Annotated in this window: 13 protein-coding genes; 4 read left to right on the plus strand and 9 right to left on the minus strand. The window is 52.5% G+C overall.

Annotation, left to right across the window (positions count from 1 at the left end; genetic code table 11):
* Positions 1-90: 90 nt before the first annotated feature.
* The 4 genes from V9K92_RS12255 to V9K92_RS12270 form a co-directional block, all read right to left on the minus strand.
* The gene (locus V9K92_RS12255) at positions 91-1,179 is read right to left on the minus strand and encodes an ABC transporter ATP-binding protein (RefSeq protein ID WP_307281696.1); all 1,089 of its coding nucleotides are present in this window, start codon (positions 1,177-1,179) and stop codon (positions 91-93) included.
* Between the two features lie 14 nt (positions 1,180-1,193).
* Positions 1,194-2,030: a carbohydrate ABC transporter permease gene (locus tag V9K92_RS12260; protein ID WP_337354112.1), complete on the minus strand. Its 837-nt coding sequence runs from the start codon at positions 2,028-2,030 to the stop codon at positions 1,194-1,196.
* Positions 2,027-2,887 carry a carbohydrate ABC transporter permease gene (locus V9K92_RS12265; RefSeq protein ID WP_337354113.1) on the minus strand — a complete coding sequence of 287 codons (861 nt, stop codon included), beginning with the start codon at positions 2,885-2,887 and terminating at the stop codon, positions 2,027-2,029. The genes V9K92_RS12260 and V9K92_RS12265 overlap by 4 nt, the downstream gene beginning before the upstream one ends.
* A gap of 72 nt (positions 2,888-2,959) precedes the next feature.
* Complete coding sequence (locus V9K92_RS12270; protein WP_337354114.1) at positions 2,960-4,240, minus strand: ABC transporter substrate-binding protein; 1,281 nt, start codon at positions 4,238-4,240, stop codon at positions 2,960-2,962.
* A gap of 86 nt (positions 4,241-4,326) precedes the next feature.
* Here V9K92_RS12270 and V9K92_RS12275 point away from each other — a divergent pair, with 86 nt between their 5' ends.
* The 4 genes from V9K92_RS12275 to V9K92_RS12290 all read left to right on the plus strand — a co-directional run bounded on the left by V9K92_RS12275 (position 4,327) and on the right by V9K92_RS12290 (position 7,418).
* The gene (locus tag V9K92_RS12275; RefSeq protein WP_337354115.1) at positions 4,327-5,217 is read left to right on the plus strand and encodes a helix-turn-helix domain-containing protein; all 891 of its coding nucleotides are present in this window, start codon (positions 4,327-4,329) and stop codon (positions 5,215-5,217) included.
* Positions 5,218-5,322: 105 nt separating this feature from the next.
* A complete protein-coding gene (locus V9K92_RS12280; protein WP_337354116.1) occupies positions 5,323-5,937 on the plus strand; it encodes a dihydrofolate reductase family protein in 615 nt (204 codons plus the stop codon).
* 115 nt (positions 5,938-6,052) lie between these two features.
* On the plus strand, positions 6,053-6,382 hold the full coding sequence (locus V9K92_RS12285) for a PepSY domain-containing protein (protein ID WP_115054573.1): 330 nt from the start codon (positions 6,053-6,055) through the stop codon (positions 6,380-6,382).
* A gap of 421 nt (positions 6,383-6,803) precedes the next feature.
* Positions 6,804-7,418, plus strand: a complete 615-nt coding sequence (locus V9K92_RS12290) for a transglutaminase-like cysteine peptidase (protein WP_435530097.1) — start codon at positions 6,804-6,806, stop codon at positions 7,416-7,418.
* Between the two features lie 49 nt (positions 7,419-7,467).
* Here V9K92_RS12290 and V9K92_RS12295 read toward each other — a convergent pair whose 3' ends face one another.
* From V9K92_RS12295 to uxuA, 5 genes are all read right to left on the minus strand, one after another.
* On the minus strand, positions 7,468-7,926 hold the full coding sequence (locus V9K92_RS12295) for a metallophosphoesterase (RefSeq protein ID WP_337354117.1): 459 nt from the start codon (positions 7,924-7,926) through the stop codon (positions 7,468-7,470).
* Positions 7,927-8,000: 74 nt separating this feature from the next.
* Positions 8,001-9,551: a YifB family Mg chelatase-like AAA ATPase gene (locus V9K92_RS12300; RefSeq protein ID WP_337354118.1), complete on the minus strand. Its 1,551-nt coding sequence runs from the start codon at positions 9,549-9,551 to the stop codon at positions 8,001-8,003.
* 106 nt (positions 9,552-9,657) lie between these two features.
* A complete protein-coding gene (gene gshB, locus V9K92_RS12305) occupies positions 9,658-10,599 on the minus strand; it encodes a glutathione synthase (protein WP_337354119.1) in 942 nt (313 codons plus the stop codon).
* Positions 10,600-10,686: 87 nt separating this feature from the next.
* Positions 10,687-11,040 (minus strand): septal ring lytic transglycosylase RlpA family protein, encoded by a 354-nt coding sequence (locus V9K92_RS12310; RefSeq protein WP_307281671.1) that lies wholly within the window; start codon positions 11,038-11,040, stop codon positions 10,687-10,689.
* 427 nt (positions 11,041-11,467) lie between these two features.
* Positions 11,468-12,658: a mannonate dehydratase gene (gene uxuA, locus V9K92_RS12315; protein ID WP_337354120.1), complete on the minus strand. Its 1,191-nt coding sequence runs from the start codon at positions 12,656-12,658 to the stop codon at positions 11,468-11,470.
* Positions 12,659-12,692 lie beyond the last annotated feature (34 nt).

The following is a 12,692-nucleotide window of genomic DNA, read 5'->3' on the forward strand; positions in this document are numbered from 1 at the left end:
GACTTAGATCGCCGGATTCTGACGGAGGCAGAGTGGCGATCGTGGGTGCAACGGAATTTCCGAAGTCGTGCCTAAGTTACGGACCGATTTTTAGCGGATTCTGTTGCCGGTATTGTCGAACAGGAAGACGTTGCTTGCCCTGATGGCGATCGTGAGAGTGTCGCGATTGCTTTCATTGCGGGATTCCTCGCGTTCGATGATGATTTGTTCGCCGCTGCTCACATTGGCGTAGACGTAGCTGGTATTGCCAAGATGTTCGGCGACATCGACCTTGATCGTCAGATCTGCATCGCCTTGGCCGGCTTTGAAAAAATGTTCAGGACGGATGCCAAGCGTCACTTTCTCGCCGATACGGGGTTCGAAATTTTCAACCGGCAGGGTGATTGGTACATTTCCCTGATTTGAGAGAGCGACAGTAATTGTTTGACCCTGCGCTTCGATGACCGCTCCGCTCATGAAATTCATCTTGGGCGAGCCGACAAAACCGGCCACAAACTGGTTGGCGGGATTGTCATAAAGATCGAGCGGCGCACCGATCTGCTCAATATTGCCACCCCGCAGCACGACGATCTTGTCAGCCAGCGTCATCGCTTCCGTTTGATCGTGGGTAACATAGATCATTGTCGCCCCAAGTTCCTTATGGAGTCGGGCAATCTCAACACGCATTTGCACCCTCAATTCCGCATCGAGGTTGGAGAGTGGCTCGTCGAACAGAAACACTTGCGGTTCGCGCACAATAGCCCGGCCAATGGCAACGCGCTGACGCTGACCGCCGGAAAGTTGCCTTGGCCGCCGGTTCAACAACTCCTTGATCTGCAAAATGTCGGCAACACGCTGGACCCGGCGCTCGGTATCGTTCTTCGGGTTTCCCGTCATGCGCAATCCGAAGGCCAAATTCTCTTCGACCGTCATGTGCGGGTAGAGCGCATAGGATTGAAAGACCATGGCAATGCCGCGATCAGCAGGCTCCACATCATTGACGATTGTCCCGCCAATGTGGATTTCTCCGCCCGATATGGTTTCAAGCCCGGCGATCATGCGCAACAAGGTAGACTTGCCGCAACCGGACGGGCCGACGAAAACGACGAACTCGCCATCGGCCACGTCAAGGCTGGCATTGTGGATAATTTCATAAGTACCGAAACGTTTGACAACATTTTTGAGAGCAAGTTCAGCCATGCGGCGGTCTCCGATTATTTGATTGCGCCAGCGGCTATGCCGGCGATGAAGTGGCGCTGCAATAAAACGAAGACGACGAGAATTGGCGCGGTGAGCAGGACGGCGCCCGCCATGATACCACCCCATGAAACCTTGGTAAGACCAATCAGGGTTCCAAGCGCCACCGGCGCTGTCATCATGTCCGGCCGTGAATTAATCAGCAAAGGCCAGAGATAATTGTTCCATGACGCAAGAAAGAGAATGATCGCAAGGGCGGCCATCGTCGGCCGTGCCAAAGGCAATGCGATGCGCAGGAAAATCTGCCATTCCTTGACGCCTTCAACACGGGCAGCGTCAAATAATTCTGCCGGCATCATCGAAAAGGACTGCCGCATGAAAAGAACGCCAAGCGAGTTGAACAGTGGCGGCACGATGAGCGCGGCCCATGTGTTCGCCATTTTGAACTCGCGCGCCACCATGATGAATTGGGGAATGACCACGACAAAATAGGGCAATGTGATCGTGCCCAGAATGATGCCGACCACGACGGATTTTCCCAGAAAATGGTATCGGGCGAGCGCCCAACCGGCCATGGAAGTCAGCAGAACCGACAAGAGCGTGTAAATAAGCGCGACGCCGATAGAGATCATCAAGGCACGGATGAAATTCGTGTCCGCTTGCAGATTGCTCACATTCTCGAAAAAATGTGTTGAAGGCAGAAGTTCAACCCCAGGGCTGAAAATGCCGTAATCGGGCATCGTCGCGAAGATGAACATCATCCATAGCGGGAATAACCAGATAATGGCCAATGGAATAAGCAAGGCATGCAGCGACACGGAGCGAATAAAGGTGGATTTGGATTGTGATCTCATTTTGGTTCACGCCCCAGCCAGAGGTTTAAAAGTGAAATCACGATCGCCAGCCCTGCCATTGTGTAGGCAATGGCCGATGCATAACCAAAGTTCAGTGAAGCGAAGCCTTGCCTATACAGGAACAGGCCAAGCGTTTCAGTGCCCCCGCCTGGCCCACCTCTGTTGGTGATCAGGAACGGTTCAGTGAAAAGCTGCATGGAACCGATAATCGACAGAACCACGCAAAACAGAATCACGGGTCTGAGCAGGGGCAAGGTAATATAAATGAACTGCTTGAACTTGCTTACCCGGTCGAGCGTTGCTGCCTCATAAACATCTTCGGGGATCGATTGAAGACCGGAGAGAATGATGATGGCGTTGTATCCCGCCCAGCGCCAGGTCACGGCAATAATCAACAAGGCCATGGCAAAAGGAGCGTCGGCGAACCAGGATATGGAAGGGATCCCGATCTTGTTCAGCAGCTTGTTGATGATGCCGAAGTCAAGGTTGAACATAAGCCGGAAAACCGCTGCATAGGCGACCTCACCCACAACCACCGGCGCAAAGAAGGCAAAACGAAAAATGCCTCTGGCTTTCAAGAGCGGTGAATTGAGAAGAACCGCGATAACAGTTGCAAGCGTGATCATCACGGGCACCTGAATGACAAGGATGATCATCGTATTCTTCAGCGCATTGTAAAACGCCGGATCAGAAAACAGGCGCCCCCAGTTCATGCCGGGGTTGAAGACCCACGGATTTACGCGCGTGTTCTGAAATGACATCCAGAACGAACTGATAATCGGCCATATCCAGAAAATGGCAAAGATCAAGAGATAGGGCGCCAGGAACCCATAGGCGGCGCGGTTTCTCAGCTGCATCGTTTCTCCCCTTGGCGTGAATGCCAATCGACAGGCAACCGGACAGGCATACTCACCGCCCGGTGATGAGGATTATTCCGCGACCGGAAGGCCGGTCGCCGATGCAATCTGAGCTGCGGCATCGCCCAGAGCTGTCTTTGCATCTGGATACCCACCTTCGAAGTATTTGATCTGGGTTGCCTTGAATATATTATCAGCATCCCCCTGGAACGCCGTTCCGCGGCTTGGCACGATTTTGGGGAGCGTAGCCAGAATATCAGACCAGATGGCCTGCCCGCCCCAATAGGGCTGGGGTTGCGAAATGAAAGGATCACTGGCAGCACTTAACAAAGAAGGCACAAGGCCATATCCTTTGAGCATGGCGACCTGCCCCTCATTGGTCCCAAGGGCATGATTGAGATATGCCCATGCCGCCTCCTTGTTTTCCGAAGTGCCGCTGATAGCCAGTGCTGAACCGCCTATATTGGCGGCGTGCGGACCATCAGCAGTCAGGCTCGGCATGGGATAAACACCCCATTTGCCATCCAGCTTGGGAGAATTGGAGCGAATAGTGCCTTCGTACCAGCCGCCGTAAAGCTGACTTGCGACTGTACCCGCCGTGCTGGACTGAATCTTTTCATTCCAATTGCCGGCTGCCAGCGTACCGGCGCTTTTCATCTCCTTCACCTTTTCCAGCGCCGCCACGCATGCCGGTCTATTGATCGTAATAGACTGACCATCCGTGGAAAAATATCCACAACCTTGCTCATTCGCGAGCATCCGGAACCATTCGCTATCGCCATTGAAATCGGCTTGCGCCATGCTGACGCCGGAATTGGCGGCAGCGATTTTTTTACCCGCCTCGATAAAATCATCCCAGCTCTTGATCGATGCCGGATCAACACCGGCCTTTTCATAGAAATCCCGCCGATAGAAAACCGCCACCGGCCCAGAATCCCAAGGCATAGCATAAGCGACATCGCCGACTTCCAGCTCAGTACGTTTAAACTCCGGAAATTTGGCCTGTATATCGGCCGTATAGCCCAGATCCTTCAAATTGCTGAAGCAATCGGGAAAGCGGTTCCATATAATTTCAGCTTCGAAATTTTCGACTTGCACAATATCGGGCAGTCCCGCGCCACCGGCAGCACAGGCGGCCAGCGTCTTGTCGAACACTTGCTGATTGCCCAAATCCTGAACGTCAACCTTGATATCGGGAAACTTCTTGTTGAAATCCTCAAGTACCAACTTCAAGGATGAAGCCGCTACATCCCATGCCCAAATTGTTATATTGCCGGATTGCGCCAATGCCGGCGCGGTGCTTAAGCCAAGTATCGTGACAATCGCTGTCACGCAAAAAGATTTGAAGCGCATTGAAATTCCTCCCTTTTCAATTGCTCGCTCTTTGCAAACATGGCTACAGTAGCGGCAAGGGAGCGCCTGTCTCCTAAAAAGGACACATGAACTGGGCGGAAAGTAAGATGCGGGAAAGGCCGGTTTACCATCCCGGAGCAAGCAGCGTCGAGGGAATGCCGACTTCGTTGCAGATGTTTTACAACCACCCCGCAACTATGACTATGCCTCATTGGCATGCGCAGGTAGAAGTCAACTATATCATCAGCGGCACAGTTCATTATCGAATGAATGATCATGCCATTCGCCTCAATGCAGGCGATATGTGCCTGTTCTGGGGTGGACAACCCCATCAAATGGACGATTCATCCGACGATGCGATCTATGCAGGTGCGCATCTGCCGCTTGTGCATTTTTTTCGGATGCATCTGCCCGAAACCGTACCCAGCCAATTGATGCAGGGCCGAACATTGGTCACATCGGCGACTGATGCCGCCGACAAAGAGAATTTTGTACGATGGTTTCATTATGCGCGTTCCGGCAACCCCTCCAAAGAAGCGCATGCGGTCAGCGAGTTATTGCTTCGAATTGAGCGCATCTGCTTCGATCCCTATCGAATGGTTCCTGAAAAGCCGGTTGGGGCGTTCGAAGCTTCGTCCATTCAGCAGTCGGCGCGTGCAGTCAGCCGCATGTGCGATTTCATATCCGCCAATTTCCTGGAAGATATCGATTCCGTCGATATCGCTGTCTCGGCCAATCTGCATCCAAAATATGCGATGAGCGTTTTCAAGAAATCGACAGGCATGACTCTCAATAATTATGTCACTTTGCTACGGCTTTCCTATGCACAGGCAATGCTGCTCCGGCAGGAAGTCAATGTCTTGCAGGTGGCTATGGAGAGCGGGTTCGGTTCGTTGAGCGCTTTCAACAAGTCCTTTCGCAATATTGCCGGCATGTCTCCGTCGGACTTCCGCCGCGATGTGAAGTGCCGAACATAGCAACGTCAGCCTGGAATCCTATTGCTAAAAAAATCAAAACCCATGTCGGGAAAGACAAGGCTTGTTCGTCCTAGTTTCGTACAACCCAAAGTGAGGAACACAGACATGAGAAAGATCATCGCAACAGCCTTCCTGTCACTCGACGGTATAATGCAGGCGCCAGGCGGCCCCGAGGAGGACACGGATGGCGGCTTCAAATATGGCGGCTGGACATTTCATTACTGGGACGAAATCATGGGTGAGGTCATGGACAAAGCCATGGCTACACCTTTCGATCTTCTGCTTGGCCGCAGAACATATGATATTTTTGCGGCACATTGGCCACGAGTCGAAGCGGGTGACCTTATTGGTGACAAATTCAACGCTGCCACAAAATATGTAGCCACCTCTTCCCCCGATACGCTCACCTGGAAGAACACTGTCGCACTTGATCCCAATATAACCGAAGCAGTGCGCAAACTCGGCCAATCTGATGGTGCCGACATACTTATTCAAGGCAGCAGCCAGCTCGTGCACGCATTGCTGGCGGATGATCTTATCGATGAGCTGAACCTTTGGATTTTCCCGATTGTGCTGGGCAAAGGCAAAGCCTTTTTCAGCGCGGAGGCCAAGCCCGGCGCACTGAAACTGGTTGGTTCGAAGGCTTCAACGACCGGCGTGGTTATTAACACCTATCATAGGGCCGGTGAAATCAAGACTGGTTCCTTCGCGCTGGAATAGTCAATCCTGTGCAGATGACACACTGATAAGACACAACCAAGGGAACGCTATTGCTTATAAAGCGTTCCCTTGAGCAAGCTGGCGAATTGACTGTTTATCGGAGGAGACGAAAATCATGTTGAAGAAATTGATTATTATTGGTGCGGCATCCCTTATGGCACTCACGGCTGTGCCACAGACTTTCGCGCAAAGTATCCAGTTGGGCCCCGATGGTGTGCGTATCGTTGAGCCGGATCGTATGGACCGGCGCGACCGCAGAGACCGGGATCGCCGCGAGATCAGCGAGCGCCAGGCCGTTCGTATTGCGCGCGCTGAAGGGGTGAGGACCGTCGATGAAGTGAAAAGAACACGCTCGCGCTATGTGATTGAAGGCCTTGATCGTCGCGGCCGGGATATCGAAGTCAGTGTTGACCGTCGCACGGGAGATGTTCTTTCTGTCGATTGATAAGGTTTGATCGGAACAGCCAAAGGATGCGTGCATTCTTTGGCTGAACTTTCAAGATCGGCCAACTTTAGCACGACACGGCGGTCGTCAGGGCTTTCAGGCTAATCCATTAGATTGAGCACCAAGTATAAAACCTTCCGGCAGGAACCAATCCGCACAGAACGGCCACTTTTAAAAGGCGCGCCATATCAATTATTTACGGAGCAAGGCAGCGCCGTTCAAAGCGTTGTCCGGATGGCTTGCCTTCAACAGGATATGACAAAAAGCGCCGAAAATTACATCATCACTATTGCGGAAGTGCGAAAGTTCAAATTTTAACCATATATTAACAATGGCGGGATCGTGGCGCCATTGTGATTGACTCATGGTCCACTCCGACATTAACGTTTTGTTAATGATCGGCAGTCGGTTGGAGTTAAGAATGTTTGCAGCAGTCAACAAAATGAAATCCTTGGGCTTTGCCCTTGCGCTTTTCACTGCTGCATTTTGTGCAAATCCTGCCGCCGCCGCTGAGCCTTTCATGCAGACGGGCGGAATGACATCGCAGCCGATCGGTCATTACGAATTTTGCAAAAGGCTTCCCGCAGAATGCAATATCAAAAGCCGGAATGTAATGCCGGAAACGATGAATCATGATTTCTGGCAGCTCATTGTCAGCGTCAACAGCAATGATAACCAGAAGATCAAGCCACTAACCGATATGGAAATCTATGGTGTTGAAGAATTCTGGGCTTATCCCGATGCGGTCGGCGATTGCGAAGATTACGTTCTTTTGAAGCGTCGCGATTTGATGGAAGCTGGTATTTCGCCAGCCAATCTTTTGATTACTGTGGTTCGCAAGCCTGATGGCGAAGGCCATGCCGTCTTAACCGTGCGTACCGATCGCGGCGACTTCATCCTCGACAATCTCGTTGATGGCGTGAAGAACTGGTCGGAAACCGATTATACCTATCTGAAGCGTCAGGCCTCCAACAATACTGGCCGTTGGGTCAGCATTGAAGCCCCAAGCAACATTCTGGTCGGTTCAGTTCAGTAACAGCGTTCAACCCATCTTTAAATAAATCGCTCTGTTGAACGAGAAGGCTCTAGCTAAAAATATCCGCATTGCGTTCGACCTGATGCCAATGTTGGTTCACGAGTAAGTCTTTAGCGCGTTGCCTGATCGTATCAATGCGGACCGGCATGAAATTCCAAAGATCGACACCAACATTAATGCTGTTACACGAACCCTGCCAGTGTTGGTGGACATGCCCGAACAGCTGAATTGCTCCACATCTTGCATGGCTCCAGGTAATCATAGGATAGTGACACAAGGTCAGGCTTTGCTCGCCGTCCTTGATTTCAATCAATTGGGAAATGGGTGCCCAGCCGAGTGTTTTCACCTGTCTGTTGTCGTGATTACCGGCAACCAGATGCTTCTTTCCCGGAACTCGTTCAAATAGCGATCTTAAATAACCCTCCTTATCCTTTAGCCGACCATGGCTGAAATTTCCAATGATCCAGAATTCATCATCTGGCATCACCCATTGCGCATAATTGGCCAATATCGCCGCGTCATTTCGCTGGCGCAGGATGTTTTCTTGATCGAAGTGGGGATCAGCCGTTTATCAATGTGCCATCAATTACCTCTTATACTTTCATGCTGCGTCGTCGCCATATCTGCACCCATTCGGTATGAGATAGCTTCGGCGAGATGGATACGACCGATTGTTTCCTGTCCTTCCAGATCCGCCAAAGTTCGCGCTACCTTGAGCACCCGGTGATAGGCTCTGGCCGAAAACTTCATCTGCTCGCTGGCTTGATGCAGCAGGGCCGTGCCTGCTTTGTCCGGTTGAGCTATTTTCTCGATTATCGCGACAGAACATTGCGCATTTGTCGTAATGGCCGAAACCCCCAGCTGCTCGAAACGCAGCTTCTGCATCGTGCGGGCGCGCGCAACGCGTTGCGCCACCACTGCGCTGCTTTCCGAAGCCGAAGGCTTGATAAGATCAGCCGCGCTCACGGAAGGTACGTCAATCCTGATATCAATACGATCCAGCAGCGGGCCTGAAATCCGCGCCTGATAGTCCTCGCGGCATCTTGGGCCTCTTGCACAACGGTGCCCCGGTTCACTCGCCATGCCGCATTTGCACGGGTTCATGGCAGCAATTAGCTGGATTTGCGCCGGATAGGATATGCGATGGTTGGCCCGGGCAATCATGCACTCTCCAGTCTCTAGCGGTTGCCGCAGCGAATCCAGAACTTGCGGTGTAAATTCAGGAAACTCATCGAGAAACAATATGCCGCGATGGGCGAGCGAGACCTCGCCCGGTCTCGCCCGTATTCCTCCCCCCACCATCGCCGCCATGGATGCAGAGTGGTGGGGCGCACGGAAGGGACGTCGGTCGGTCAGCTTACCACCCATCAGCTCGCCTGCGATGGAAGCTATCATCGATACATCCAGTAATTCGCGCGGCAATAATGGCGGCAGGATAGAGGGGAGCCGTTGCGCCAGCATGGATTTTCCGGACCCTGGAGGGCCCGACATCAGCATATTGTGTCCGCCCGCAGCTGCGACCTCCAAAGCACGCCGGGCACTCTCCTGCCCCCTTATATCGGTCAAATCCGGCAAGCCCGTCGCACTGGCCTGCATTGCAGGTTCCGGGCGCGACAAAACCTGCGTGCCACGAAAGTGATTGGCGAGGGCAATCAGGCTGCGCGGCGCGAGTATATCGATCTCCGAACCAGCCCATGCCGCTTCTGGTCCACAAGGCGCAGGACATATGAGGCCACGATCCTGCCGGTTTGCCGCAATGGCAGCGGGCAGGACGCCTGCAACGTGCGTTATTGTGCCATCAAGTGAAAGCTCGCCCAGCACGACATAGGATTGCAGCGCATCAGCCGGAATGGCTCCAAGGCCAGCCATAAGCCCAACCGCAATGGGCAAGTCATAATGACTGCCTTCCTTGGGCAAATCTGCGGGAGCAAGATTTACGGTAACCTTCTTGGCGGGCATCGAAAGTCCGGATGCATGCAAAGCTGCCTGTACGCGCTCGCGGCTTTCGGCAACAGCCTTGTCCGGAAGACCAACAATATGCATCCCCATTTTCCCGGGAGCGATCATCACCTGCACATCGACGGGCTGGGCCTCAATGCCCTGAAAGGCGACCGTACGGACACGGGTAACCATGCAATGATCCTTGAAAATACAATAATCCAAAATGAAAAAGTGCTAATGTTTTCACATCAGCACGTTTCATCACGCATGACAAGAACATTGAGTGAACAGGCGAATTTTATCGCCGCTTGGCTTCCACTGAATCCCAGAACAAAGCCGCAATATCAGCACCGCCGAACTTTTTGACTTCCCTTACACCGGTCGGAGAAGTCACATTGATTTCGGTCATATAGTCGCCAATGACATCGATCCCGACGAGGATGAAACCTCTTTCACGCAATGACGGGCCGATCCGGGCACAAATTTCGCGCTCGCGGTCTGTCAGCTCGGTCTTCTCGGCCCGCCCGCCAACATGCATGTTGGACCGTGCATCGGTTTCGGAAGGAACCCGGTTGATCGCGCCCACTGGTTCACCGTCAATCAGGATGATGCGCTTGTCGCCGGCGCGGACATCCTTGAGATAGCGCTGCGCGATAAAGGGTTCGCGGAACATCTGGCCGAACATTTCCAGCAGCGATGTCAGATTGCGGTCACCAACAGCCAGATGAAATACGCCTGCGCCGCCATTGCCGTAAAGCGGCTTCAGAATAATGTCGCCAAACTCTTTACGAAAATCAGCGATTTCCTGTGGGTCTTTGGTGATAAGCGTTTCCGGCATGAGATCGGGAAACTCGGTAACGAAAATCTTTTCCGGACTGTTGCGCACCCAGGCAGGGTCATTGACAACGAGCGTCTTCGGATGAATGCGCTCCAGCATATGGGTTGTTGTGATGTAGTTCATGTCAAACGGCGGATCTTGCCGCAGCAACACCACATCCATCTCTGACAGGTCGCGGGATATCTGCTCACCAAGCGTGAAGTGGTCACCCTCTATGTCGCGAACACTCAGCTCTTCAACCCGCGCATGGACAACACCATCGCGCATGCTCAGCCGGTCGGGCGTATAGTGATAAAGCTCATGACCGCGCTTTTGCGCTTCAAGACAAAGCGCGAAGGACGTATCGCCGCCGATCCGGATAGAATTGATATGGTCCATCTGGACCGCGACTTTCAGTGCCATGGAACGCCCCCGATTTTAACGCGAATGTTCACATGGCGATGTCACGTTCAACGATCAAGGTCAATGCCGAGATTATTGGCGCATTTATTAGAGACGGGCCATGCAGATATTTGTGTGACCCGCGCCGACAAAGCCCAGACGGTTTGCAGCTCCCTTTGAAAGATCGATCACACGACCTTTGATGAACGGACCCCGATCATTGATACGCACGACGATGGATTTGCCATTGCGCTGATTGGTAACTTTAACCTTGGAGCCGAAAGGAAGCGTGCGATGCGCAGCTGTGAGAGCGGAAGGGTTCATGCGTTCACCTGAGGCGGTTTTGGAGTGAAGTGCATACCAGGAAGCGCCACCGCATGCGGCATTGGCGGAAGCCGCACCAAACATTAAAAGAACAATGGAGGTGACGAGTACCGAACGGATACCTGCAAAAGAGATCATAAATAAATCGCACTTTAAATGGCCCACGGCAGAAACGCCTGATGAAGAAACACGCTCGGAAATGATCTTGGGCAAGTAGATCGCAGCGCGGATGATGCGCCTCTTCTATTTTGTAGAAATGTGGCACCGAGGTGTCGCCATTGATAAGAACAGTTGAGTCTATCTGAATAGAAATGCCAAGTTACTAAAAAAACTTGTCTTATTGTGACTCAAAACGTGATCACGGTTGCTTATCTGGGGTTTAGATATGCCTCTGGGGCTTTCGAACTATGGCGATAATGTGATGATTTATGATCGAATTATTAAACAGGATGCCATTAAGATGTGGGTTGGCGCTAAAAGGATTAAAAACCATTAAGTCTTTAGATGTAGAAAACCCCGGCTCGATTTGAACCGGGGCTGAAGAAAATCCAAAATGTGATCAGATTTAAACGAGTGCGCTCGCGTCCAGAGCGTGAATAATACCGCGCAGCTCGGCAAGCCCCCGCAGACGACCGATTGCAGGGTAGCCGGGGGTAACTTCCTTGTTCAGATCATCAAGCATGCGATGACCGTGGTCCGAGCGGAAAATAATGCTGTCCGACTTGGCACGCTTCCTATCTTCGGCGAGCAATTCGCGCAACACCGCAACCATATCAACATCGCCTTCCAAATGCGCTGCTTCATGGAAACTGCGCCCATCGCCCTCACGCGTTGTTGCACGCAAATGGGAGAAATGAATGCGCGAGGCAAAGCGCCGCGCAATCTTTGGCAAATCATTATCGGCGCGTACGCCAAGGCTCCCTGTACAGAAACACATGCCATTTGCAGCAGATGGCACAGCGTCGAACAAGGCGGCATAATCGGCTTCTGTCGAAGCAATACGCGGCAAGCCAAAGAGCGAACGGGGCGGATCATCCGGATGCAAGGTAAGCTTCACGCCAAGATCGTCGGCCACACGCGTCACAGCTTCAAGAAATTCGATCAGATGCTTGCGCAAACGCGGTGCATCAATGCCAGAATAGGCTTCAAGCTTGTCGCGGAAGGCTGGAATAGTAAGCGGTTCAGTAGTCGACCCTGGAAGCGCACTCGCAATATTGCGGGTGAGGTCAGAAATCTCCTGTGCGCCCATAGTTTCGTAAAGATCGCTGGCGATTTCACGATCGGCAGCAGAATAGTCTTTTTCAGCGCCGTTACGCTGCAGGATATGCAGATCGAATACGGCGAAGCTGTTATGGTCGAAACGCATGGCCGTCGAGCCCGTAGGCGTTACATAATCAAGATCTGTACGGCACCAATCGACGACGGGCATGAAGTTGTAGCAAATGACCTTGATGTCATTGGCGCTAAGCGCCTCCATGCTGGCGATCCACGCGGCAATTTCGTGTTTTGCCGCGCCACCAAGACGCTTTACGGCATCAGGAATTGGAATGCTTTCCACCACGGACCATGTGAGCGGTGTACGATCCGATGGAGTCGATTCAATTAATGATTTACGAGCGCGAACCTGATCTGTCGTCCAAGCCTCGCCGATTGGCACTTCATGCAGGGCAGATACAATATCGGTCGCGCCTGCCTGACGCACATTATCAAGCGAAACCCCGGCCTTGGGTCCAAACCATCTCCATGCCTGACGCATTATTCCTCCGTCAAATTTTCGTATTCCAACCGCG

The sequence above is a fragment of the Phyllobacterium sp. CCNWLW109 genome, assembly GCF_037203905.1.
In the GTDB taxonomy this organism is placed as follows: domain Bacteria; phylum Pseudomonadota; class Alphaproteobacteria; order Rhizobiales; family Rhizobiaceae; genus Phyllobacterium; species Phyllobacterium ifriqiyense.

Excerpts from the sequence above, each read along its gene's own strand:
- V9K92_RS12290 (WP_435530097.1), top strand. The coding sequence starts at position 6,804 with ATGTTTGCAGCAGTCAACAAAATGAAATCCTTGGGCTTTGCCCTTGCG.
- V9K92_RS12260 (WP_337354112.1), bottom strand. The coding sequence starts at position 2,030 with ATGAGATCACAATCCAAATCCACCTTTATTCGCTCCGTGTCGCTGCAT.
- V9K92_RS12300 (WP_337354118.1), bottom strand. The coding sequence starts at position 9,551 with ATGGTTACCCGTGTCCGTACGGTCGCCTTTCAGGGCATTGAGGCCCAG.
- V9K92_RS12285 (WP_115054573.1), top strand. The coding sequence starts at position 6,053 with ATGTTGAAGAAATTGATTATTATTGGTGCGGCATCCCTTATGGCACTC.
- V9K92_RS12255 (WP_307281696.1), bottom strand. The coding sequence starts at position 1,179 with ATGGCTGAACTTGCTCTCAAAAATGTTGTCAAACGTTTCGGTACTTAT.
- uxuA (WP_337354120.1), bottom strand. The coding sequence starts at position 12,658 with ATGCGTCAGGCATGGAGATGGTTTGGACCCAAGGCCGGGGTTTCGCTT.
- V9K92_RS12275 (WP_337354115.1), top strand. The coding sequence starts at position 4,327 with ATGAACTGGGCGGAAAGTAAGATGCGGGAAAGGCCGGTTTACCATCCC.
- V9K92_RS12280 (WP_337354116.1), top strand. The coding sequence starts at position 5,323 with ATGAGAAAGATCATCGCAACAGCCTTCCTGTCACTCGACGGTATAATG.
- V9K92_RS12265 (WP_337354113.1), bottom strand. The coding sequence starts at position 2,887 with ATGCAGCTGAGAAACCGCGCCGCCTATGGGTTCCTGGCGCCCTATCTC.
- V9K92_RS12310 (WP_307281671.1), bottom strand. The coding sequence starts at position 11,040 with ATGATCTCTTTTGCAGGTATCCGTTCGGTACTCGTCACCTCCATTGTT.
- V9K92_RS12270 (WP_337354114.1), bottom strand. The coding sequence starts at position 4,240 with ATGCGCTTCAAATCTTTTTGCGTGACAGCGATTGTCACGATACTTGGC.
- gshB (WP_337354119.1), bottom strand. The coding sequence starts at position 10,599 with ATGGCACTGAAAGTCGCGGTCCAGATGGACCATATCAATTCTATCCGG.